The organism is Fundidesulfovibrio agrisoli (assembly GCF_022808715.1).
Classification (GTDB): Bacteria; Desulfobacterota; Desulfovibrionia; order Desulfovibrionales; family Desulfovibrionaceae; genus Fundidesulfovibrio; species Fundidesulfovibrio agrisoli.
This window is the reverse complement of the sequence record NZ_JAKZKX010000026.1, coordinates 1-20685: the sequence shown is the minus strand read 5'-3', so window position 1 is coordinate 20685 and position 20685 is coordinate 1. Positions and strand designations below refer to the sequence as shown.

22 protein-coding genes are annotated in these 20685 nt (G+C 68.4%); 12 read left to right on the top strand and 10 right to left on the bottom strand.

Features of this window, described 5'->3' with window-relative positions; all coding sequences use genetic code 11:
• Nucleotides 1-26: 26 nt before the first annotated feature.
• The 3 genes from MLE27_RS15355 to MLE27_RS15345 all read right to left on the bottom strand — a co-directional run bounded on the left by MLE27_RS15355 (nt 27) and on the right by MLE27_RS15345 (nt 1909).
• A complete protein-coding gene (locus MLE27_RS15355) occupies nt 27-431 on the bottom strand; it encodes a hypothetical protein (RefSeq protein ID WP_243313043.1) in 405 nt (134 codons plus the stop codon).
• 26 nt (nt 432-457) lie between these two features.
• Nucleotides 458-883, bottom strand: a complete 426-nt coding sequence (locus MLE27_RS15350; protein WP_243313041.1) for a YccF domain-containing protein — start codon at nt 881-883, stop codon at nt 458-460.
• Between the two features lie 96 nt (nt 884-979).
• Nucleotides 980-1909: a rhodanese-like domain-containing protein gene (locus MLE27_RS15345; protein ID WP_243313040.1), complete on the bottom strand. Its 930-nt coding sequence runs from the start codon at nt 1907-1909 to the stop codon at nt 980-982.
• 110 nt (nt 1910-2019) lie between these two features.
• Here MLE27_RS15345 and MLE27_RS15340 point away from each other — a divergent pair, with 110 nt between their 5' ends.
• Together MLE27_RS15340 and MLE27_RS15335 are read left to right on the top strand one after the other, a co-directional pair.
• On the top strand, nt 2020-2448 hold the full coding sequence (locus MLE27_RS15340; protein ID WP_243313038.1) for a rhodanese-like domain-containing protein: 429 nt from the start codon (nt 2020-2022) through the stop codon (nt 2446-2448).
• A complete protein-coding gene (locus tag MLE27_RS15335) occupies nt 2448-2873 on the top strand; it encodes a MauE/DoxX family redox-associated membrane protein (RefSeq protein WP_243313036.1) in 426 nt (141 codons plus the stop codon). Before MLE27_RS15340 ends, MLE27_RS15335 begins: the two co-directional genes overlap by 1 nt.
• Before the next feature lie 136 nt (nt 2874-3009).
• Here MLE27_RS15335 and bioA read toward each other — a convergent pair whose 3' ends face one another.
• The 5 genes from bioA to bioB are packed head-to-tail and all read right to left on the bottom strand — an operon-like array spanning nt 3010 to nt 8592.
• Nucleotides 3010-4965 (bottom strand): adenosylmethionine--8-amino-7-oxononanoate transaminase, encoded by a 1956-nt coding sequence (gene bioA / locus MLE27_RS15330; protein ID WP_243313034.1) that lies wholly within the window; start codon nt 4963-4965, stop codon nt 3010-3012.
• Nucleotides 4966-4978: 13 nt separating this feature from the next.
• On the bottom strand, nt 4979-5788 hold the full coding sequence (locus tag MLE27_RS15325) for a methyltransferase (protein ID WP_243313032.1): 810 nt from the start codon (nt 5786-5788) through the stop codon (nt 4979-4981).
• On the bottom strand, nt 5785-6444 hold the full coding sequence (locus tag MLE27_RS15320) for an alpha/beta fold hydrolase (RefSeq protein ID WP_243313031.1): 660 nt from the start codon (nt 6442-6444) through the stop codon (nt 5785-5787). The genes MLE27_RS15325 and MLE27_RS15320 overlap by 4 nt, the downstream gene beginning before the upstream one ends.
• On the bottom strand, nt 6441-7595 hold the full coding sequence (locus tag MLE27_RS15315; protein WP_243313029.1) for an aminotransferase class I/II-fold pyridoxal phosphate-dependent enzyme: 1155 nt from the start codon (nt 7593-7595) through the stop codon (nt 6441-6443). The genes MLE27_RS15320 and MLE27_RS15315 overlap by 4 nt, the downstream gene beginning before the upstream one ends.
• A complete protein-coding gene (gene bioB, locus MLE27_RS15310; RefSeq protein ID WP_243313027.1) occupies nt 7588-8592 on the bottom strand; it encodes a biotin synthase BioB in 1005 nt (334 codons plus the stop codon). The genes MLE27_RS15315 and bioB overlap by 8 nt, the downstream gene beginning before the upstream one ends.
• 124 nt (nt 8593-8716) lie before the next feature.
• Between bioB and MLE27_RS15305 the strand changes: the two genes are divergently transcribed.
• The 4 genes from MLE27_RS15305 to MLE27_RS15290 are packed head-to-tail and all read left to right on the top strand — an operon-like array spanning nt 8717 to nt 11680.
• Complete coding sequence (locus MLE27_RS15305; RefSeq protein WP_243313026.1) at nt 8717-9139, top strand: cytochrome b family protein; 423 nt, start codon at nt 8717-8719, stop codon at nt 9137-9139.
• On the top strand, nt 9133-10629 hold the full coding sequence (locus MLE27_RS15300) for a SagB family peptide dehydrogenase (RefSeq protein WP_243313024.1): 1497 nt from the start codon (nt 9133-9135) through the stop codon (nt 10627-10629). The genes MLE27_RS15305 and MLE27_RS15300 overlap by 7 nt, the downstream gene beginning before the upstream one ends.
• Before the next feature lie 3 nt (nt 10630-10632).
• Entirely contained in the window at nt 10633-11184 is a 552-nt protein-coding gene (locus MLE27_RS15295; RefSeq protein ID WP_243313022.1) for a class I SAM-dependent methyltransferase, read from the top strand.
• 55 nt (nt 11185-11239) lie between these two features.
• A complete protein-coding gene (locus MLE27_RS15290) occupies nt 11240-11680 on the top strand; it encodes a hypothetical protein (RefSeq protein ID WP_243313020.1) in 441 nt (146 codons plus the stop codon).
• 172 nt (nt 11681-11852) lie between these two features.
• On the opposite strand, the gene MLE27_RS15285 is transcribed toward MLE27_RS15290, so the two are convergent.
• A complete protein-coding gene (locus MLE27_RS15285; protein WP_243313019.1) occupies nt 11853-12962 on the bottom strand; it encodes an AI-2E family transporter in 1110 nt (369 codons plus the stop codon).
• Between the two features lie 90 nt (nt 12963-13052).
• Here MLE27_RS15285 and MLE27_RS15280 point away from each other — a divergent pair, with 90 nt between their 5' ends.
• From MLE27_RS15280 to MLE27_RS15255, 6 genes are all read left to right on the top strand, one after another.
• Nucleotides 13053-14012: a rhomboid family intramembrane serine protease gene (locus MLE27_RS15280; RefSeq protein WP_243313017.1), complete on the top strand. Its 960-nt coding sequence runs from the start codon at nt 13053-13055 to the stop codon at nt 14010-14012.
• Between the two features lie 318 nt (nt 14013-14330).
• Entirely contained in the window at nt 14331-14837 is a 507-nt protein-coding gene (locus MLE27_RS15275; RefSeq protein WP_243313014.1) for a YdbT family protein, read from the top strand.
• A gap of 62 nt (nt 14838-14899) precedes the next feature.
• Complete coding sequence (locus MLE27_RS15270) at nt 14900-16363, top strand: sensor histidine kinase (protein ID WP_243313012.1); 1464 nt, start codon at nt 14900-14902, stop codon at nt 16361-16363.
• Between the two features lies 1 nt (nt 16364).
• Complete coding sequence (locus MLE27_RS15265) at nt 16365-16991, top strand: hypothetical protein (RefSeq protein ID WP_243313010.1); 627 nt, start codon at nt 16365-16367, stop codon at nt 16989-16991.
• 2 nt (nt 16992-16993) lie between these two features.
• A complete protein-coding gene (locus tag MLE27_RS15260; RefSeq protein ID WP_243313008.1) occupies nt 16994-18406 on the top strand; it encodes a sigma-54-dependent transcriptional regulator in 1413 nt (470 codons plus the stop codon).
• A gap of 125 nt (nt 18407-18531) precedes the next feature.
• Entirely contained in the window at nt 18532-18912 is a 381-nt protein-coding gene (locus MLE27_RS15255) for a pyridoxamine 5'-phosphate oxidase family protein (protein ID WP_243313006.1), read from the top strand.
• 98 nt (nt 18913-19010) lie between these two features.
• On the opposite strand, the gene pdxR is transcribed toward MLE27_RS15255, so the two are convergent.
• Nucleotides 19011-20414: a MocR-like pyridoxine biosynthesis transcription factor PdxR gene (gene pdxR, locus MLE27_RS15250; RefSeq protein WP_243313004.1), complete on the bottom strand. Its 1404-nt coding sequence runs from the start codon at nt 20412-20414 to the stop codon at nt 19011-19013.
• Between the last annotated feature and the right edge of the window lie 271 nt (nt 20415-20685).

The following is a 20685-nucleotide window of genomic DNA, read 5'->3' as shown; positions in this document are numbered from 1 at the left end:
AGCCGCCCTTGTTTTGTGCGCGTGGCCTATTTCACCTTGTACTTCTTCATGTGGACGTCGTTACCCTTGTAGGGCGCGTCCGGGTCGCCCTGGATCATGTAGCCCTTGCCCAGATGCCCGGGCGGAACGCCGCCGGGCAGCCCGCCCTTGATCCACGACCCTCCCTGGAAGCTGAAGAACAGCCCCGAGGCCGGGTCCTGGTAGAGGTTGTAGCGCGGGTAGTAGCGGTACTGCTGCTTGGCGCGGTAGCCGTGCGCCGGCGCCCAGGGCGGGGGGCCGCCGCCCTGCTTCTTGGCCTGCCCCGGGGGCAGGGGCTCCATGAGCACGCTGCCGGGAGGGCCGCCCTGGAAGTCCTTGTCCTTCTTGGCCACCCCTGTTTCGGGGGCCGCCACCAGGGCCGCGAGAACGATCATGGGCACGATGCGTTTCATGGCTGTTTCTCCTTGGGTTCCAGGGTCTACTGGCAGACCCCGCATTCCGGCTTGTTCACCACCGTTTTGCCCACAGGGGCCAGGGAGATGAGCGCCAGCTTGAGGTGCTGGATGCCGAAGGGGATGCCGATGATTGAGATGAAGTTGACCAGCGCCGCGCTCAGGTGCCCCACGGCCAGCCACCAGCCCGCGAAAACGAACCAGAGCACGTTGCCGAGAAGCCCCAGGGGGCCGGTGCCCGCGTCGTGGTAGCCCTGCACGTACTGGCGGTCCACGATCATCTTGCCGAAAGGCCAGAAGGCCAGCCCGGCGATGACGAAGCAGGAGCGCGCCCAGGGGATGCCGATGATGGTGACCACCATTATCAGCCCGGCAAGGCACCAGCCCAGCCCCATCCAGATGCCCCCGAACAGGAGCCACAGGATGTTCATGAAGAAATTGACCGGAGCCATAAGTAAAACCTCGTGGTTGGTTCGCGCGCTGCGGATGCCGCGCTGTTGTTTCGTTTGTTTCCGGGCCTGGGCCCGGGCCTGGGTCAGGGCGCCCTCCTAGGCGGGCGCGGCCTCCGATGCCGGGCCGAGCTTGTCCATGAGCACCGCCAGGGAGCGCAGGTGCGTGCGTTCCTCTTTGGCCAGATCCAGCAGGGCCGCACGGGCTTCGTCATTTGCGGCCAGGGCGGCCTGGCGCATGTACAGGTCCATGGCCTGGGCCTCGACGCCCATGGCCAGCTCCAGCGCGGGATGCGCCCCGTCCAATGTCTTGGCGTCCGCCAGGATCTCCTCGCCGCTGCGCCCGCCCTCCAGCACCTTGCCCGTGGCACCCCCGGCAGCCTTGGCCGCCAGGTCCTCCACGCCCGCGCTCTCGGGGTGGAGCCGCTTGTAGAGGTGGTAGACCATGAGCTTGTGCTTGTCCTCGAAGCCGGCCAGCCGGGAGAAGGTTTCGGCCAGCTCGGGAGTGGCGGCCGTGGAGGCCAGACACTCGTAGAACTCGCCCAGGCCCGCCTCCATGGCGTAGGCCAGGGCCAGGATCTCCTCCGGGGTCTCGTCGCCCCGGTAATGCTGCAGCCCGGTCTGCGGGGCGCCCACCGCGGTGGCCCCGGTCCAGGCCATGACGCCGCCCAGCATGTTCATCACGCCGGGGTGGCCGTGCCCGGCCAGCAGGGAGGCCGCCGCCGCGCTGCGCCGTCCGGAGTGGCAATAGACGATCAGGGGCTTGTCCGTGGGGACGGTGCCCATGCGCTCCTCGAGCTCGCCAAGCGGCAGGAGCGTGGCTCCGGGCAGGTGGAACTGCTCGTATTCCCAGGGCTGGCGCACATCCAGGACGGTCACCCCGCCCGGCGGGGTGTTGGCCAGGATGGAGCGCACGGTTTCAGGGTCCACGTCTCTGGGGGCAGTGGCGCTCTCGGCCATGGATGATCCTCCGAAGGTATGGCGTAGGACGAACTTGAAGTAGTCCAGCAGGGCGTTGAGTTTCCGCACGTTTTCCTCTAGGCAGGGGGCCGCAAGCACTTACAGCGAGGCATAGCATGTTGCAGCAAGCGCGCCGCCCCTGGTGGCCGGATGTCGTTGTTCTCACAGTCATATCAATCATGGCCGCCTGGGTTGTCAACGTCGCCAGGCCGCAGCCCCTGCCCTGGTGGGGTGACTACAAGGCCGTAAAAGTACAGGAAGCCGCCAGGAAGGGGCTGGAGGTGCTCACCCCCGCCCAGGCCATGGAGGCGCTGAAGGCCGGGTCCTGGGTGTTCGTGGACGCCCGCGAGCCGGACGAGTTCGCCGCGGGGCACATTCCGGGCGCGGTGAACATCTCCGCCGAGGTTCTGCTCACCGGGCTGGACGCCGCCGCCCGGGCCTTCCCCAAGGACAAGCCCCTGCTGTTCTACTGCGGCGGCATCAGCTGCCCCAAGAGCAAGGATCTGGCCGAAGGCTTCAAGCAGATGGGCTTCACCGCCCTGGCCGTGATGCCCGAAGGCATGGAAGGCTGGACCGCAGCTGGCGGGCCGGTGGAGGGGGGCAACTGATGCGCGCCGTGTTCACGCTCAGCCGGTTGGTGTTCGGCGCACTGTTCGTCTACGCCGGGGCGGAGAAGGTCATGGACGCCCAGGCCTTCGCCGCCGTGATATTCAATTATCAGGTGCTCCCAGCCAAGATGGTCTACGGCGCGGCCATGCTGCTGCCCGCGCTGGAGGTTGTCTGCGGCCTGGCCCTGTGCGTGGGGACGCTGGCGCGCGGCGCGGCCGTGGTGCTGAACGTGCTCATGGCGGTGTTCATGGCGCTCATGGGCTGGGCCATGGTTCGGGGATTGGACGTGACCTGCGGCTGCTTCGGCGGCGCGGGGCAGGCCGTCAGCAAGGAGACCCTGGTGCGGGACGGGCTCATCCTGCTCCTAGGGCTCGTGGCTCTGTGGGGCGCGTTCAGCGGCGGGAAGGATTGCGACCGCTGCTGAAGCGGGTCGATACGATCTCATCACAAAGCCCCCGGAGCGCGCCGCGCCCCGGGGGCTTTTCATATTTTAGAGGCAACAGCCGCCGGCGGCGCACTGCGGCCATCCGGGCGGGCGTGCTCCGGGGGCTTTGTGCGTTCTAAAGGCAGTGTTCCAAAGCCTGCGGCAGCAGATCGTAGGCGTCGTGGAGCTGCTGCGGCGTCACGCAGGAGGGCGGCAGGAAGTAGAACACGTCGCCCATGGGGCGCACGAAGAAGCCGCGCTCCATGTAGAAGGCCTTGAGCCTGCGCCCGGTGTCCACGTCGTAGCCCTCGCCGCGCCCGGTGACGTCCACCGCGCCGATGCAGCCCAGGGTGCGGTGCCGCACGAGCTTGGGGTGCTCCAACAGAGCCTCCAGGCGCTCGCGGTGCACGGCCTGCTGCCGGGCGATGCGGCCCAGGGTGTCCTCCCGGTCGAAGAGTTCGAGCCCGGCCAGGGCGGCGGCGCAGCCCAGGGGGTTGGCCGTGAAGGAGTGCCCGTGGGCCAGGGCGCGGTGGAAGGTCTCGCCCAGGAAGCCCTCGTACACGGCGGTGCTGGCCACGGTGGCGGCCATGGGCAGGAAGCCCGCCGTGAGCCCCTTGGCCAGGCAGACGATGTCCGCCCGGGCCTGGGCCTGCTCGCAGGCGAACATGGTCCCGGTGCGCCCGAAGCCCGTCATCACCTCGTCGAGGATAACCAGGGCCCCGGCCTTGCGGGCCATGTCCGCCACGGCCTTCACGAAGGCGGGCGGGGCCATGCGCATGCCCGAGGCCCCCTGCACCAGCGGCTCCAGGATCACGGCGGCCACGGTGCCGTGGTGCACACTGAAGTAGTTCTCCAGCACGGCCAGGGCCTGGGACAGCTTCTGCTCCGCATCCGGGTCGGCCAGCCAGGTGGAGGGGTAAGGCAGGAAGTCCACCCCGAACGTCAGGGGCTCGAAGTGGCTGAAGAAGCCGCTGGTGCGCCCCACGGACATGGCCCCCACCGTGTCGCCGTGGTAGGCCCCCTCGAAGGCGGCGATGCGGGTGCGTTCCAGGCGGCCCTGGTTGCGCCAGTACTGGTGGGCCATCTTCAGGGCCACCTCCACCGCCGTGGAGCCGTTGTCGGAATAAAAAACGCGCTCCAGGTCGCCGGGCAGCAACTCGGCCAGCCTGCGGGCCAGGCGCGCGGCGGGCTCGTGGGTGAACTCGGCGAACAGGGCCTGCTCCAGGGTGGCGGCCTGCCGGGCCACGGCGCGGGCCACGTCCGGGTGGGCGTGCCCGTGGGCGCAAACCCACCAGGAGGATACCATATCCACGAAGCGCCTGCCGTCGGCCGCCACCAGGTCCGCCCCGCTGGCGCGCGCCAGGTGGATGGGCACGGGGGCCGTCTTGGCCTGGGTGAAGGGATGCCAGACGTGCTCGCGGTCCCACCGGAGCACGTCCTGGGTGGTGTCGCCGGTCACGCCGGGAAGGGAGAGCGCGGGCAGCAGGGCCTTGAGCGAGCCGTGATCGAGCGGCTCAAGGCGGGGAATTTCGATGATGACGGGCGCGTTGCCCAGGCGTTCGATGTCGCGGCGGTTCTCCGGGTTGGGCGGGCCGGAGAGGGCCACGCCCGCCACCGTGAGCCCGCGCAGGCGCAGGGCCTCCAGGGTGAGCAGGGTGTGGTTCACCGTGCCCAGGCCGGAGCGCGCCGCCACGATCACGGGCAGGCCCAGGCGGGCCATGAGCGCGGCCATGTCCTGCCCGAGGGCGATGGGCACCAGCGCGCCGCCCGCGCCTTCGACTATCAGCGGGCGCGGCGTATCCGGCAATCCGACGGCGGCGATGTCCAGCGTGATCCCCGCCCGCGCGGCGGCCTGCGCCGGGGAGAGCGGGTCCGGCAGAATCACGGCGGGCGGGTGCAGCCGCTCCGGCCCCAGCTTTGCCAGCCGGGCAACCGTGGCGGTATCGGCGTCGCCGCCCGCTTGGCTGGCTTGGACCGCCTGGCCGGTCTGGTACGGCTTGAAGTAGTCGGCCCCAAGGGCCATGCACAGAAGCGCCGAGAGCACGGTCTTGCCCGCGTCGGTGTCCGTTCCGGTGACGAAATATCCTTTCATGGGTGGCCTCGTGTCAGGCGGGCTTGTCCGCCAGGGCGAAGAGCGCGCGGTATTCGATTGCGGCCCCCTGGCGCATGGCCCGGTCCAGTTCGCGCAGCACGGCGCGGAAGTCTCCAGGCGGCAAGGGCGAGTGGCCGGGCCTGGGCACGAACGCGCCAACGGCCTTGAGGTGGCGCGGCAGATCCACGGCGCGTGCGGCGCGCAGGGGGAAAGTTTCTTGTGTGATGCTGGCCCGTTCCGGGAGCAGGGCGGCTAGTTGGGCCTCCAGTTGGGCGGCGGAGGGAAAATCCTGGAGCCCGCAGGGCAGGCCCAGGCGCTGGTGGGCGTCCCGCCAGGCCTGGAAGGTGCCCTCGCCCGGGATGGCCACGGCCAGCCTGCCCCCGGGGAGCAGGGCCTCCCACAGGCCGCGCAGGGCCGCGCCAAGGTCGGCGGCCCAGTGCAGGGCCATGCTGGAGACCGCCAGATTAAAGCGCGGGGTCAGGGCGGGGCGGGCGGCGTCCATGGCTGCGAACCATGTCCGCTGCCGGGCCGCCAGCCCCAGGGAGTTCAGGCGCGAGCGCGCCCGGGCCAGCATCTCTGGGGATATGTCCGCGCAGAGGTAGCCGCTGAACGAGCCGCCCGCGAGCAGCCGTTCGGCCAGCGCGCCGGTGCCGCAGCCCATGTCCAGCGCCACAGCGCCGGACGGTACTGCGGATTCCAGCACAAGCCCTGCCAAGCGTTCAGCGATGGCGGCCTGGGCCGCGGCGTTGGCGTCGTAGGCGCGCGCCCCGGAGAAGGCGCGGATGATGCGGCGTCTGCGCGAAAGGAGCTGCGGCTCTCTCAAATCGACTCCAGAAAGGCCCGGATGTACCGGGCGCAGATGCCGGGGCGGGTGACGGGGAAGGCGTGCCCGCCGTCCGGGAGCATGACCATCTCGGCTGCAGGGAAGCTGGCCCGGCTCAGCGCGGGCGGGACGACAGCGTCGTCCTCGGCGGCCAGGGCCAGTTGGGGAACGACCAGGCCCGCCAGCCGTTCGCGCTCGTCCCAGCGCAGCAGGGCGTCCAGGCCTTCGGCCAGGCGCTCCGGGTCCGCGTTGGAGATATCCGGGTGGAGTTCCTCCGGGAGCCCGCAGGCGCTGTAAAAATTCCTGAGCACCAGGGCCGCGTTCCTGCCCGGACCGTGGCCCGGACCCTGGCCCAGGCCCCGGCGCATGGCGCGGGTGGGGCCGGGGGGCACGTCGAAACGGGGAAAGCCGCCAAGGCTCACGAAGCCGGTGAGGCGTTCCTCGAGTTGCGGCAGGGCTTCGCGCAGCAGCCAGAGCGCACCCAGGGAGTGCCCCACTGTGACCCAGGGGCCGGGCGGCAGCTCCAGGCGCGGGGGGCCGAAGAAGCCCATGTCCAGCCGGTGCGACTCCACGTCGCCCAGCGCCTCCAGCAGGGGTGACCAGAAGGCCGGGCCGAAGCCCCAGCCGTGGACCAGCAAAAGCCTGGGCGCGCTCATCGTGCATCCCCAAGGGCGCGGGCGACGGCCTCGACGAGCCGATCCACGTCCGCCTCGGTGTGCGCGGCCATGAGCGAGAGGCGCAGCCTGCTGCCGCCGGGCGGCACGGTGGGCGGGCGCACGGCCACGGCCAGGATGCCTTCTGACTCCAGGGCGGCCATGGCCTCCAAGGCGCGGGCTTCTTCCCCTGCCAGCACGGGCACGATCTGCGTGCTGGAGCCGCCGGTATCCAGCCCTGCGGCCCGCAGACCTTGGCGCAGGCGCTCCGAGCAGGCCGAGAGGCGGTCGCGCTGGGCGTCCATGGCCGGAATCAGGTCCAGGGCGGCGTCCACAGCGCCCAGCACCGGGGGCGGCAGGGCGGTGGAAAAAATGAATCCCGGCGCGCGGTTGACCAGATACTCCCGCACGGTGCGCGTGCAGCACACGTAGGCCCCGTAGCTGCCCAGGGCCTTGCTGAAGGTGCCCATCACCAGCCCCTGTTCCAGGGGCACCCCGGCGGCCAGGCCGCGGCCCCCAGGCCCGAGCACCCCCACGGCGTGGGCCTCGTCCAGGTAGAGGAAGGCCCCGTGGCGTTCGGCCAGGGAAGCCAGGGCGGGCACGTCGGCCCTGTCGCCGTCCATGGAGAAAACCGTCTCGCTCAGGATGAAGCGCGGGCCGGGCTCGGCCGCGTGCTTATCGAGCAGTGCCTCCAGGTGGCCCATATCCAGGTGGCGGTAGCGGATCTGGCGCACGCCCGCCAGGCGGCAGCCCTCGTGCATGCTGGCGTGGTTGAGCTTGTCCGCGAAGACCAGCGGGGCCTGGCCCAGGGCCTGGGCGTCGAGCAGCGTGGCGATGACCGAGGCGTTGGTCTGGAAGCCGGAGCCCATCACCAGGGCGGTTTCGCTGCCTTTCATGGCCGCGAGCCTGCCCTCAAGGGCTTCGTGGGGCGGCAGGGTGCCGCAGATCAGGCGCGAGGAGGCCGAGCCGGAACCCCAGGCTCGGGCGAATTCGCAGGCGCGCGCAGCGCATTCCGGGTGGCGGGCCAGCCCCAGGTAGTCGTTGGAGGAGGCGTTGAGCAGCCCCGGCCGGTCGGGGTCGAAAGTGCGGGTGCGGCGCAGCCGGTGGATCGACTCCAACTCCACGAGCGCCTCCGCGAAGCGGCGCTCAATCACCGCCGGTCTCCCAGCCTTTGGCCCGGAGGTTGCGCACGTCCTCTTCCACGCGGACGCCCTTGGTGGTCAGGTAGTCGCCGATCATGAGCCCGCTGGCTCCGGCCTCGAGCGGATCGAGGCCGCGCTCCGCGCCGAACACCGCGTCCCGGCCGCCGCAGACGCGAAGCTGCGCGCCCGGCAGCAGGAAGCGCAGCAGGGCCACGGTCTTGAGGGCCTCCAGGGGCTGCATGGGCTGTCGCGCGCCCATTGGCGTGCCCGGGATGGGCGTGAGGAAGTTCACCGGCACCGAGGGCACGCCAAGCTCCCGCAGGGTCAGGGCCAGCTCGGCGCGCTGGGTCCAGCTCTCGCCCAGGCCGAAGATGCCCCCGGAGCAGACGTAGAGCCCGGCCTCCAGGGCGTCGCGCACGGCCCGCACGTCGTCCTCGTAGTCGTGGGTGGTGCAGACTTGGGGGAAGAAGCTGCGCGCGGTCTCTAGGTTGTGGTGATAGGCGCTGAGGCCCGCCTCCCTGAGTTCGTCCAGCTCCGAGCGGGTCAGCACCCCGCAGGATGTGTCCGCGCCCATGCCCAGGGCGGCGACTTCGCCGATGCACTGCTTGAGGCGTTGGAAGTCCTCCCCGGTGGGGCGCAGGCCGCTGGTGACGATGCCGAAACGGGTGGCCCCGCGCTCCCGCATGGTTCGCGCCGCGCGGACCACCTGGGCGACCTCCAGGAAGGCGTGCACCGGGGCGCTGGTGTTGAAATGCCCGGACTGGGCGCAGAAGGAGCAGTTCTCAGAGCAGCGCCCGCTCTTGGCGTTGACGATGGCGCAGAGGCCCACAGCGGTGCCCAGGGTCTCCAGCCGGATGCGCCTGGCCGCCGCGAGCAGCGCGTCGGCCTCCTCGCCCGCGGCCTCGGCCACGGCCGCTATGAATTCGTCGAGCTGTCCGCCGTGCAGGGGTGTGCCCGCCAGCACGCGGTTCGAAGCGTCTTTGAAGATGGTCTTGTTGCCAATGCCCATGATATCACGGTAGGAGAATTGAAGTGTTATCCGCCCGCTTGGGCGCGGCGGCCGTCGGCGATCACCCTTACCCGGCGCGGAGAGGCTTGGCAACCGGCCGCCCGCGCCGCCCGGAAATGCTTTGATGAACTATCCTCACCCCGTTTTCATGCTGCTGATCCTGGGCGTGGCCTGCGTGGCCCTGCGGCAGGGTTCCATCCGTTTCGCCTCCGTGCGCCTTGGGCGCAAGGCCATGTTCCCCTGGCGCACACACGTGCTGCTGGGCAAGATCGCCCTGGCGGGCATGCTCCTGGGCCTGGTCACAGGCCTCAGCACCACCTGGCTGGTCTGGACCGCCCCCTTCACCACGGGCCTCCACGGCAAGTTGGCCCTGGTTATCGGCGCGCTGGCGGTCTCCGGCTTGGCCACCGGCGTCCGGCTGGACCGCGAGAAGAAACCGGGCACCCGCCTGGGCCTGGTGCACGCCGTGGGCAACACCCTGGCCGTGCTGCTGGCCATCTGCCAGCTCTACACCGGAATCGACCTGCTCCGGGCCGTGGCATGGTGAGCTCCGCAACGGAGTACCACAACGCAGTCTCCTACGGCAGGGGACGCCTCTCCGGCCTTGGGCTGGACTGGGACAACGAACCCTCGACCTTCAAGACCTACGGGGATCTGCCCCCGCTTCCCCTGAACCGCGACGCCGGGCTGCCCCAAGCGACCCTCTGGAGCGCCTTGGGCCGCAGTCGCGCCTCCCGGACCCACGCCTCCCGGACATTAGACCTCGACGCGCTCTCCGCCGTGCTGTTCCATGCCGCCGGGCTCACGCGCTCCTGCCCGCATCGCGGCGGCATGATGTTCTACCGCGCCTGCCCCTCGGCAGGGGCTCTTTATCCGTGTGAAATCTATGTGCAATGGCCCGGAGGCGCGGGGCTTGGGCAGGGGCTCTACCACTACGGCGTCGCGGGCCACGGCCTGACCCTGCTGCGCCCGGGCAACACAACGCCCGCCAGCCTCGGTCTGCCGGGGGAGGCGGGCGAGGCCCTCTTCTTCGTGAGCTCGATTTTCTTCCGCAGCGCCTGGAAATACCGCGCCAGGGCCTACCGCTACCTGAACCTGGACACGGGACACGTGGTGGAGGGGCTTGCCCTGGGTCTGGCCGCCCACGAGGTGGACGCCTCGGTGGAGCTGGATTTCGACGACCGCGCCGTGAACGGGTTCCTGGGCGTGGACCCCGCCCGCGAGGGCTGCCTGGCCGTGCTTCGGGCCGCCTGCCGCGATGCGGACGGCTTGGCCGAACCCGGGCCGCTCCCCGCTGGAGCCGCCGCCTGGAGCAGAGCCGGCGGAGCGGACACCCTCCCCGCCCAGTTGGCATCCGTGCACGGCCTGTGCATGGAGCGCTTCCGGCAGGGCGAGGGCATGCCCCGCCCCGAGGCCTCGCACCTGGGCCAGGGCCTGAACTGGCAGGACCTGCCGCCCCTGCCCGACACCGCCCCCGCCACGGACCTCTTCCGGGCCATGGCCCTGCGCCGCTCCCGCCGGGCCTACTCGCATGACCGCCTGCCCGACGGGGCCCTGGGGCAGGTGATCGAGGTCCTGGGCGCGCCCCTGCACCCGAGCGGGCACCCCTGCGAGAACGCCTGCCTGGCGGGCTTCCTGGCCTTGCCCGGGTTCTTCCTGCTCAACCGCACCGCGCTGCGCGCGGCCGAAGTGCGCGACGGCAACATGGGGCCGGCCATGGCCGGAATCTGCCTGGACCAGCACTGGATGCGCGACGCGGCCCTGCAGGTGGTCTTCCTGGCGGACCTGCCCGCCCTGGAGGAAACCCTGGGACCAAGGGGCTACCGCGCGGCGCTCATCGGGGCGGGCCGCCTGGGGCACAGGCTCTATCTGGCGGCCGAGTCCCTGGGGCTCGGGGCCTGCGGGGTGGGGGCCTTCTACGACGGCGAAGCAGCCGACGTGCTGGGCCTGCCTCCCGGGGTGGGGATGCTCTACGCCGTGACGGTAGGCGTTCCCCGCCGGGCCGGGCCCAAGAAAACCCTGGCGGGCTGCAGGTAGATGATGGCCACGAAGGCGGCGGAACTGCTTGTGCGCTGGCGCGATGCGGCCCTGGACGCCGCGCGCCTGGGCCCCGTGCTGGACGTGGCCTGCGGGGACGGCCGCAACGGGCTGTACCTGGCGGTCTCCGGGGCGACGGTGCACCTGGTGGATGTTTCCGGCCTGGCCCGCGAGGGCCTGGAGCGGGGCGTCTGGCCCGCCAACGTGCGCTTCAGCCAGCTCGACCTGGAGACGGACCCTCCGCCCGCGTTCGAGCCCGGGAGCTACGGCGTGGTGCTGGTGTTCCGCTACCTGCACAGGCCGCTCATGGAGGGGCTCAAGGCCTGCCTGGCCCCTGGCGGCCTGTTCGTGATGGAGACCTACCTGGAGGGGCAGGAGGTTTTCGGCAAGCCCCGCAACCCCGCCCATCTGCTGCGGCGCGGCGAGCTGGGGGCCTGGTTCCGGGGTTGGGAAATCCTGGAGAGTTTCGAGGGCGAACTGGACGATCCGCCCCGGTTCATGGGCAGGATGGCCTGCCGCAAGCCGGGCTCCGCCTCCCTTGTTGCCAGCGGGTGACGGGGCTGATACCTACGCATCGCTTTCCAAGCACACATTCCGCCGGAGGACCTCCATGCGCCTGATCCTGACCCTCGTTTGCGCCCTGCTGCTTGCCGCTTCGCCCGCCCTCGCCCAGGAACGCGACGGAGCCTATTGGACCCAGCAGAACGACATCTGGAAATACGCCTACCTGACCGGCGTGCTCGACGGCGTGGTCACCGGGGGGGACTTCTCCCAGCCGGTGCTCTCCCGGGGCAGCGTTGCGCTCTACAAGCCCGACCAGCCCTGCGTGGAGAAGACCCGCACCACCTACGAGTACAACACCAGCCGCTATTTCTTCGGGCTCTCCCTCAAGGAGTTCGTGGAGGGCATGGACGCCTTCTACAAGGACCCGGCCAACAAGCACATCCCCGTGAACAAGGCCCTGCGCGTATGGGCCATGCAGCGCAAGCAGGTGCCCGAGGCCAACGAGATTCTGGACGAACTGCGCAAGGAATGGGCCCCCGGGAATTAGCAGCCTGCCCCAAAATCCCCGCTGGCTGCGTTGCTGCAAAAAGTCAAACCCTCACGTATGCCCAATACGCTTCGGCCTTGACTTTTTCTCGCGCCTTGCCAGCGAGTTTTTTGAACAGGCTGCAGGAGTCGGCAGTTTCGACGGGCAGCTAGCCGGTGCTTAGGGCGCCGGCTCAGATGTCGGTGTCCGGCGCCTCGGGGTTGTGGCACTTGGCGTCGAGCACCTCGTGGTACTCGTCGGCGTAGATGGTCAGCATGACCATGGCCAGCGCCAGGATCATGGGGCCGTAGAGGATGCCGAGTGGGCCGAAGTACTTGATGCCCCCGATGATGGAGAGGAACACCCAGAAGGTGGACATCTGGGCCTGGCCCTGCATCAAGAGCGGGCGCACCACGGAGTCGATGCCGGAGACGATGACGGCGCCCCAGCCCGTGAGGATGAGCGCGCCCTTCCAGTCCCCCACGATGAGCAGGTAGATCGCGGCCGGGCCCCAGATGAGCAGCGTGCCCACCACGGGAATCAGGGACGCGAAGCCCATCATGGCCCCCCAGAACAGGGCCGGGATGCCCACGATGTAAAGCCCTATGCCGCCCGCCACGCCCTGGCACACGGCCACCAGGAAGCTGCCCACCACCACGGAGCGGGCCACGTCGCGCATGCGGCGCAGGATGCGGTCCTCCTGGCTGTCGTGCAGGGGCGAGAGGTGCTTGAGTTGCACCAGCATGGCGTCGCCGTCGCGGAAGAGGAAGAACAGCACGAAGAGCATGATGGCGAAATCGAGGCCGATGCCGATGAAGTTGCCCAGGATCTTCGTGCCGGAGTCGATCATCATCTGGCCGAGCCTGCGCGAGAGGTCCAGCAGGCTGCCCTGCAGGTTCAGCTTGTTCAGGTCGATCTCCAGCCAGGGGAAGTGCTCGTTGACCCAGGTGATGTAGGGCGTGAACGTCTCGCTGCTGAGCCAGGTGGAGAGGTGCGCGCCCTTGAGCCAGTTCTGCAGCGCCCCGATGGAGACGGCGGCCTGGCCGAGCAGCGCGCCCAGGAAGAACAGGGTGGGCAGCACGATCACCAGGGTGACCGTCAGCGTGGAGATCAGGGCCGCGAGGGTTTTGCGGCCCTTGAGGTCCTTGTTCAGCCTTCCCTGCAGGGGGTGGAACAGCGACGCCAGGATGATGGCGATGAGGATGTTGTGCAGGAAGGGCGTGAGCACCTGGAAGGCGAAGTAGAGCGACACCGCCAGGATGCCGAGTAGAAAAAACGAATATATCTGTTCCTGTCTGGCCATTGGATGCCTCGATTGATCGGATGGATTGCCGGACCAACGTCTAGCAAAGTTGCACCCCGCCGCAAAGCGGCAATTACGCCAGGAAGCACCATGCACCCAAGCCCACCCCTGCGCCCGAGCCCCTGGCCCGACGCCGCCGCCCCCGTACTCGATGAACTGGGGCTTTCGGAGCTCACGCCGGACATGGCCCACCAGTGGTCCCTGACGCTCATGGCCGCGGGCATCCCCTGTCGCATCCGCCAGGGCTGGCCGGGCATGCGCCTGCTCGTGCCGCCCTCCCGGGAGGAGGAGGCCGTGGCCGAGCTGCGCGCCTTCGCCGTGGAGAACCCGCCCCAGCCCATAGAGCTGCGCGACCTGCGCAAGCCCGGCTTCTCCTGGGGGGAGCTGCCCGGCGTGATCTGGAGCCTCTCCGTCGTCACGGTGTTCCTCACGCTCACCGGGGCGCAGCACTCCCTGGGGGCCTTCGAGCTGGACTGGCACGGGCGCGGCCTGGGCGACACCCGGCTCATGGCACAGGGCCAGCTCTGGCGGGCCGTGACCTCGCTGACCCTGCACGCGGACATCGCCCACCTGATCGGCAACGTGGGCCTGGGCGGCACCTTCCTGCTGCTGCTGGCCAAGGAGGTGGGCCTCGGCGGGGCCTGGTGGCTGGCCGTGGCCGCCGGGGCGCTGGCCAACCTGGCCAAGATTCCCTTCAATGATCCCGGCTATACCTTTCTGGGCGCGTCCACGGCGGTGTTCGCGGCCCTGGGGGCCCTGGCGGGCGTCAGGCTGGTGCGCCTGGGGCGGGCGCTGCGCTGGCGGCGGGCGCTGCCCTTCGCGGCGGGGCTGATGATCCTGGCATTTCTGGGAGTGGGCGACGAGGACGAGGCACGCAAGATCGACCTCATGGGCCACTTCTTCGGCTTCGGCACGGGCTTCCTGCTGGGTGCGGCCTACGCCTGGTGGCTGCGCGCCACCGGAAACGTGGACCGCCGCCTCTCCCCCTGGCTGGGATTGGCGGCGGCGATCATGTGCGCGGGGGCCTGGTTCGTGGCCCTACTTGCATGATTTCTTCTTGCTCTTTCCGTCGGACTCCAGACCGAAGTCCTCCACGCGGGGCACTCAGCCGCCCCTGCCCTTGAGGTTGGGGAACAGCATGTTCAGCACGAGCACCACGCCCACGATCACCACGAAGAAGATGATGGCGTCCTGCATTTGAAACTCCTATCAAGGCTCAATGGAAATATCATAACTCCCGATGCCCAAAAAGAGAAGGGCGGGCCGGCCGATTTCGTTCAAGCGCCCGCATTCCTTTACACCGGCGGCCTCAATGGGCTACAGCCCTGGCTTCGGACAAGACCGGCGCATGCCGCAGCAGGAGCCCCAATGAACACGCGACGCCTTCTGGCCGAAAACGAGGACATTCTCTACCAGACCAAGAAGCACTGGGCCGTGTTTCTCAAGGCTGCCATCTATTTCGCCCTGGCCTACGCCGTGATGCAGAACCTGCCCTACCTGCTGAGCGTCACCCAGTTCAACCCGCCGGAAGACCTCAAGAAGATTCTGCCCCCGGTGATCTCCTGGTCCGTGAAGGGGGCCTGCTACACCACGGCGGCCGTGCTCGCGCTCATGGGCCTCATGCGCCTGCTCGGCTTTTTCAGCAACAAGGTGATCGTCACTCCCAAACGCATGATCCAGCAGGACGTGCTCTGGGGCTCCGTGTTCTCGGTTGATCTGCATCGGATCGAATCCGTGTGCGCCCACACCGGGCTCCTCGGTTCGCTCCTCAACTACGGCAAGGTGAGCATCGTGACGGGCTCGGGCCAGAAGCTCTCCATCCCCAACCTGCGCCGCCCCCACGAGTTCGAGCGCGAACTTTTCGGCGCCAAGTGATTGCCCCCCGGCACGCCTGGGTGTAAAGAACCCCCCGCCAACAGGGTGGACCCGACCAGACCATGCGTTTCCCCAGCAGACCCCGCATCTTCCGCATCGGCTTGCTCTTCAAGCTGATACTCGTATTCGCCAGCATCCTGGTGATCATCTTTTTCACGACCTCCAACATCTTCGACTACCAGAAGGGCATCGTGAACATCTCCCGCGAGGTGGTTAAGGTGCGCTTCGAGGTCATCTCCATCTCGCAGTCCATGGTGGACAACCTGCTGGCCATCGAGGAGAACCAGAAGAAGTACGAGGTTCTGCGCCAGGACAACTACAAGGAATATTTCCTCTCCGCCTTCAAGGAGTACAGGCGCAACCTGGGCTCCATCCAGTGGTTCAGCTACCCCGGCTCCGACGTGTGGACCAGGCTGCAGGACGACTACCGCGAGACCTTCCCCAACCTGGGCGACCCGGCGGAGCTGCTCAAGTCCGAGCCGCCCTGGGTGCCGCAGGAGAAGCTCAACGCCTGGCTGACCACCATCGCCTCGGCCAAGCAGGAGAACGAGCGCTTCATCGAATCCAGCATGCGCGAGCTCTACGCCTGGAGCGAGCGCTCCGTGCGCGCGGGCATGATCGGCCTGGGCATCCTCATGGCCGTGGCCCTCATGGGGAGCGCCTACCTCACCTATTCGCTGGTGCGCCCCCTGCGCGAGCTGCGGCGCGGCATCAGGGCCTTCACCCTGGACGGCAAGCTCACCTCCGTGCGGGTCATCTCACGCGACGAGCTGGGCGAGCTGGCCCAGGCCTTCAACGAGATGACCGCGCGCCTCAAGGAGGAGGAGATGATGCGCACGGACTTCATCGACATGTTGAGCCACGAGATCCGCACCCCGCTCACCTCCATCCGCGAGTCCGTGAACCTGATGCGCGAGCAGGTGCTGGGCGAGGTCAGCGACCGCCAGAAGCGCTTCCTGGACATCGCCTCCTCCGAGCTGGAGCGCATCTCCAAGCTGCTGGCGAGGCTGATGCAGGTTTCCAGCATGTCCTCGCGCTTCATCAACCTGAGCTTCAAGCCCATGGACCCGGTGCACCTGCTCCAGGAGACCGTGGACAAGGCCATGCCCGCGGCCGAGGCCAAGAAGATCACCATCAACGCCCACGCCCTGCCCGACGTGCCCTCGGTGACCGCCGACGTGGAGCATCTGCGCCAGGCCCTGCTGAACCTGATCGGCAACGCCGTGAAGTTCTCCCCGGCGGGATCCACGGTGGAGGCCTCGCTCCAACTGGCGGACGGCGGCAACCAGCTGCTGTTCTCGGTGGTGGATTCCGGGCCGGGCATCCCCGAGGGGGAGCAGCCCCTGGTGTTCAACAAGTACTACCGGGGCGAGAAGCTCAAGAAGTCCGCCGACGGCATCGGCCTGGGCCTCTCCATCGCCAAGAACATCGTGGAGGCCCACGGCGGCAAGATCTGGCTCAACTCCAGGCCCGGGCGGGGCAGCACGTTCTTTTTCACCATACCCATCTCCAGGGAGAATCCGTAAGATGCATTCGCAACCAACCAACCGGAAACGCTGGCTGGCAGCGGCCGCCCTGGCGGCGGCGCTCGGCATGGCCGCCACGGGCTGCACGCCCAAGCAGGTTCCGCAACCCGCGCCGGAGCCCTCCCTGCAGGCCGTGCCCAGCCCCGAGACCCTGGAAAGCCTGGATGCGGAGACCGCCTATACCGAAGGGCTCCAGGCCTTCTGGAGCGGCAACTACCGCGCCAGCGCGGCCTTGTTCGATGCCATGGCCCGCCGTGTGGAGGATCAGGCCATGCGCTCCAAGGCCCTGTTCGGCCTGGCCTGCGCCCGCCTGGCCGGGGCCGAGAACGCCGAGGATTTCAAGGCCGCCCGCGCCGTCTGGCAGGAATGGGAGCATTCCTCCGGCGGCAACGTCGATCAGGCCGACCCCAGGATGCTCACGCCTTTCCTGATGAACGCCAAGCTCTTCGCCCCGCAGCGCGAACCCAAGCAGCCCGCCCCCGCGGCCAAGGCCTCCGTCGGCGAGCAGGAGCTCTCAAGGCGCTTGCAGGAAAAGGAGAAAGAGGTATTGCTGCTGCAGAAGCAGATCAAGGCCCTGGAGGCGATCCACCGCGAGATCCAGGAAAAGAAGAAGATGACGGCTCAATAGGCATGTCCGTACAGCAAGCTGGCAAAACCATCCTCGTCGCCGACGACGACCCGCACATTCAGGAAGTCCTGGAGGTGCGCCTCACCTCGGCCGGGTACGACGTCATCCTGGCCGCCGACGGGCAGGAGGCGCTGGACATTCTGGCCGAACGCCCGGTGGACCTGGTCATCTCCGACATCCGCATGCCCGGGTTGAACGGGCTGGAGCTTCAGGCCCGGCTGGAGAAATCCTCCCCAGGCATGCCGCTGATCTTCCTCACTGCCTACGGCTCCATCCAGGACGCGGTGAAGGCCATCAAGAGCGGCGCGGTGGACTACCTGACCAAGCCCTTCGAGGGCCGCGAGCTGCTGGACAAGGTCAGCAAGGTGCTGGGCCAGGCCCAGGAGCTGCAACAGGCCCAGGCCAAGCCCGCCGCACGCAAGCCCGCGGCGCCCGCCGTTTCGCCGACCCCTTCCGGCCCGGACGGGGGCATGTGGCAGACCAACTCCCCGCGCATGCGCGAGATGGCCCAGATGGTGGAGAAGGTGGCCCCGCGCGACGTCAACGTGCTGCTGTTGGGCGAATCCGGCACCGGCAAGGAGCGCATCGCCCACCTGCTGCACGCCCTGAGCCCCCGGCGCGATCATCCCCTGGTCATCGTGGACTGCGGCTCAACCCCGGCCAGCCTGCTGGAATCCGAACTTTTCGGCCATGTGAAGGGCTCCTTCACGCACGCCGTGCGCGACAAGAAGGGCCTCATCGAGGAGGCCCACAAGGGCACGCTGTTCCTGGACGAGATCGGCAACATCTCGCAGGAGATGCAGGTTCGCCTGCTGCGCTTCCTGGAGAACAGGAAGATCCGGCGCATCGGCGACACCAAGGAGATCGCCGTGGACTGCCGGGTCATCGCGGCCACCAACGCCGACCTGGCCCAGGACGTGGCCGAGGGTACCTTCCGCGAGGACCTCTACTACCGCCTGCGCGTGGTGACCATCAACGTGCCCCCCCTGCGCGAGCGCAAGGAGGACATCCCCCTCCTGGCCCAGCACTTCGCCGCCGATTTCACCGCCAGCCAAGGCCTGGACCCGGTGCGCCTGCCCCCTGAGACCATGGCCTTCATGATGGAGTACGCCTGGCCGGGCAACATCCGCGAGCTCAAGAACGCCGTGGAGGCGGGCATCGTGCTCTGCCGCGACGGCGTGCTCCAGCCGGAGGACCTGCAGGTGTTCCCCAGCGCCAAGGCCCACCAGGAGTCCGGAGCGCTCTCCCTGGACGAGAGCGAGAAGCAGGCCATCATCCGCGCCCTGGAGAAGTCCGATTGGGTGCAGAAGGACGCCGCGCCGCTGCTGGGCGTCAGCCGCCGGGCGCTCAACTACAAGATCCAGAAATACGGCATCGAGATTCCCACCCGCCGCAAGAGCCTGAAAGCGAAATAGGCCTTTCGTCTGGCCCCCTGTTTTTTTCTTCAACTGGCCCTGTTGTCCCGTCCGATTGATGGCTAAGTCTCCCAACATGGCGCGTTCATCCGCGCCGTGAACACCGACCCCAAGGAGAACCAGCCATGATACCCGAAAACATCCTCGAAATCCTGCGCGAGGTCATGAAGAACGAAGGCGTGGTGGCCATCGCCACCCTGGGCGACGACGGCCCGCACATGGTCAACACCTGGAACAGCTACCTGCAGCTCTTCGACAACGAGCGCCTGGTGATTCCGGTGGGGGGCATGAACAAGACCGAGGCCAACGTGGCCGTGAATGAACGCGTGCTCCTGACGCTGGGCAGCCGCAAGGTGAAGGGGCGCAACGGCCCCGGAACGGGCTTCCTGGTGAAGGGATCGGCGAAATTCGTGACCGGGGGCCACGACTTCGAGGCCGTGAGCAAGTTCAAGTGGGCCAGGGCCGCCCTGGTGGTCACCGTCACCGAGATCGAGCAGACCCTGTAGCGCCATGGGGACCCCCGGCTCGCTATAGAACCGTCCTCCCCACGTTTCCCGTTTTCTGCGCCCGGTGCGGCCCATGTGGCCGCGCCGGGCTTTCCCATTTAGTGCGAGCGGGGCTCCGGGCCGTAGCTGATATCGAACAGCAGCCGCACGCCCTGGTCCAATTGCTCCGGGGTCATGGCCCCGAAGCCCAGGAGCAGGAATTCGTCGGCGGGGCGTCCGTCGGCGTGAGCGATGGAGAAAGGCAGCAGGCGGATGCCCGAGGCCTCGGCCAGCTTGGTCCGCTCCGCCTCACCGCGCGGCTCGCCCATAAGGCGCACCACCACGTGCAGCCCGGCCTCCTGCCCGATGACCTCCGCCTTGGGGCCGAAGTGCCGGGCCAACGCCGCCGTCAGGGCCTGGCGCTTCTTTCTGTAGACCGCGCGCATGCGCCGCAGGTGGCGCTCCAGATGGCCGTTGTCCATGAAGGCCGCCAGGGTTCTCTGTTCCGGCAGCGCCGCGCCGGGCAGATGGAAGAGGAAGCGCCGATGGTACTCGGCCAGCAGCGAAGGAGGCAGGACCATGTAGCTCAGGCGCAGGGCCGGGGAGAGTATCTTGGAGAAAGTGCCCGTGTAGATGATGTTGCCGTCCGGCCGCAGCCCTTGCAGGGACGGTATGGGCTTGCCCTGGTAACGCAGCTCGCTGTCGTAGTCGTCCTCGATGATGAACCTGCCTTGGCGCGCCCATTCGATGAGCCGCAGCCGGTTGGCGATGGGCATCACCTCGCCCAGGGGGAACTGGTGCGAGGGCGTGATGTAGGCGATGTCGCACGTGCTTGCTTCCAGGGCTGCGAGGTCCAGGCCGCCCGGCCCCACCGGCGTGGGGACGACCTCGTAGCCGTGGTTGGCGAAGACCTCCCGGGGCAGGGGGTAGCCGGGGTCCTCCGTGGCCAGAGCCATGCACCTGCCCCGCAGCAGTTGGGCCACCATGTCCAGGCTGTGCTGCAATCCGGAGCAGATCACAATGTGTTCGATGCCGCAGGCCACGCCCCGCGAACGCTCCAGGTAGTCCCGCAGGCTTGCGCGCAGGGCAGGGTCGCCCTGCGGGTCGCCGTAGCGGGCCAGCAGGGGTTCATCCATGCGCAGGTGTTCCAGATAGTATTTGCGCCACACTGAGGCGGGAAAGCTGACAGGGTCAAGCCCGGCCGGATGGAAATCGAAAGTGTAGCGGGTACGGGGAACCCTTGAGGGCATGGCGGTTCGCTGCGGCGGCGCGGGCGGGACCTCGTGCCCGATGGTCGAGACGAAGTAGCCGCTGCGTGCTTTGGTGTGGATGTAGCCTTCGGCCAGCAGTTCCTGGTAGGCGCTCTCCACCGTGTTGCGGCTGACGCCCAGTTCGGCGGCCATATCCCTGGCCGAGGGGAGCCTGGCCTCGGCGGGGAGCTTCCCGGTGAGCACGCGTTCGCGTACCTGCGCGTAGATCTGGACGTAGAGCGGCCTAGGATCGTCATGGTTCAGGATGAGCATGGCGGTGGCACCTGCGGGAGGCGGTTGCGGCCGGGAGGGGAGCCGTATCCCGAGTGTACGGAAGCGACGCCCGGCTCGCAAGCGCGGGCCGAATGACGCCTCCGGCGGCCAGGGGCCCTGCCCCTGAACCCCGCCAAAGGGAGTTCCTCCCTTTGGAATCCCATATTATTATGGCGAGATACGGCGAGTTGGCTTGTTGGAGTCTCCCTGCCAGGACCGCGCGGGACGGCGCAAGCCGACATATCGGAAGAATCTCCTCCTGGGCCGGCCC